This window comes from Mycobacterium sp. NAZ190054 (assembly GCF_001545925.1).
Taxonomy (GTDB): Bacteria; Actinomycetota; Actinomycetes; order Mycobacteriales; family Mycobacteriaceae; genus Mycobacterium.
Genome location: NZ_LMVQ01000455.1, coordinates 1 through 1,378 on the forward strand (window position 1 = coordinate 1; position 1,378 = coordinate 1,378).

Annotated in this window: 1 protein-coding gene and 1 pseudogene; one reads left to right on the plus strand and one right to left on the minus strand. The window is 70.8% G+C overall.

Annotation, left to right across the window (positions count from 1 at the left end):
* Window positions 1–405: pseudogene (locus ASJ79_RS24075) on the minus strand (hypothetical protein); the annotation flags it as partial.
* On the opposite strand from ASJ79_RS24075, the gene ASJ79_RS24080 reads away from it, so the two are divergent.
* The gene (locus tag ASJ79_RS24080) at window positions 404–1,141 is read left to right on the plus strand and encodes a DUF4333 domain-containing protein (RefSeq protein WP_067960894.1); all 738 of its coding nucleotides are present in this window, start codon (window positions 404–406) and stop codon (window positions 1,139–1,141) included. The pseudogene ASJ79_RS24075 and the gene ASJ79_RS24080 sit on opposite strands and share 2 nt — an antisense overlap.
* Window positions 1,142–1,378: the final 237 nt, after the last annotated feature.

Sequence of the window (1,378 nt, forward strand, 5' to 3'; positions counted from 1 at the left end):
GATCAGGTGCGCATCCCGCCCGGGGCCGAGTGCGGCATGCTGTCGGTGCCCGTCGACTGGGACAATCCCGACGACCCCGACGGTGACGTCGCGCAGATCGCGCTGCTCCGGATCAAGGCCGGCGGGGGCGGCGATCTCCCAGGCGGCGGGCAGGGCCTTGGCGACCCGCTCGGGCGTGAAGTTGTAGAACGCGGCCGTCACGACCGCGGCCGGCACCTCGCCGAGCGGGGCGGAGCGGGCGGCGAAGTACCCCATCCAGAAACCCCGGTAGCCGAGGTCGTCGAGGGCGGTCCGGCTCTCGGGGGCGAAGTAGGTGACGGCGTGCACGGGTTCGACACGGTCGTGCAGGCGGCGGGCGAGGGTGTGGTTGCGGGGCACCCTGGCAGTCAACCACCATTGGCGCATGAGGAAGGCCACCGGTCGGCTCGCTTTGACGGCGGCAGCTGTGGTTGCGCTGGCCGGCTGCAGCGTCGAGGCCGCTTCCGGTGTGCCGGCCGTGGCCACCGAGGACCTCCAGTCCGACATCGCGGCGCGGCTCGATGCAGCAGGTGAGCGACCGGAGTCGGTGACGTGCAAGGACCCGCTGGTGGGCGAAGTGGGGCAGACCGCGCGCTGCGACGTGACCATGAGCCCCACCAACAGTTTCGAGCCGATCGTGACCGTCACCGGTGTCGACGGGGAGACCATCGACTACGAGCTGGTGCCCGCGCTGTCGGTGACTCAGCTCGAGCGCGCGGTGGCCAGGCTGGTCGCCGACGGCGACGGACCGGCTCCCTCGCAGGTCAGCTGCGACGCGGGTCTGCTCGGTCAGCTGGGCGAGATGACCCATTGTGACGTCACCGCCGACGGGGTCACGCTGCGCCGGACCGCCGAGGTGACCAGCGTCGAGGGACTGATGATGAACTTCGACCTGGTGCCGATGCTGACCCGGGCGGAGGTGGAGACCTCACTCCTCGACGAACTCGCGCGGCACCTGAACAGGCGTCCCGAGGCGGCGACGTGTACCGGTGACCTGGAGGGCAGGCCCGGGAACACCGTCGACTGCGCGGTGACCGACGGGCCCGAGCGAGCGGCGTTCATCCTGACCGTCACCGCGGTCGACGGCGACAACATCGACTACAGCTACGCACCCCGCGGATGAGGTACCCGCAGGTCAGCGCAGCCGGCGCTTCTGCTTCTTGACCTCCACGCCGGCGCTGTCGGCGAGCACCGCCGCCCGATCGCGGGCCAACTCGGCCCGCTCCCGCGCCAGTTCGTACCTACAATTCAGGAATGCGGGAGGCTGATGCGGTGATCGACTGGACATGCGCGGCGATGATCGGGGCGCTGGCGGGCGGAGCGTTCTGGGCGGTGGCGGTGTACGCGCTGATCGCAGCGC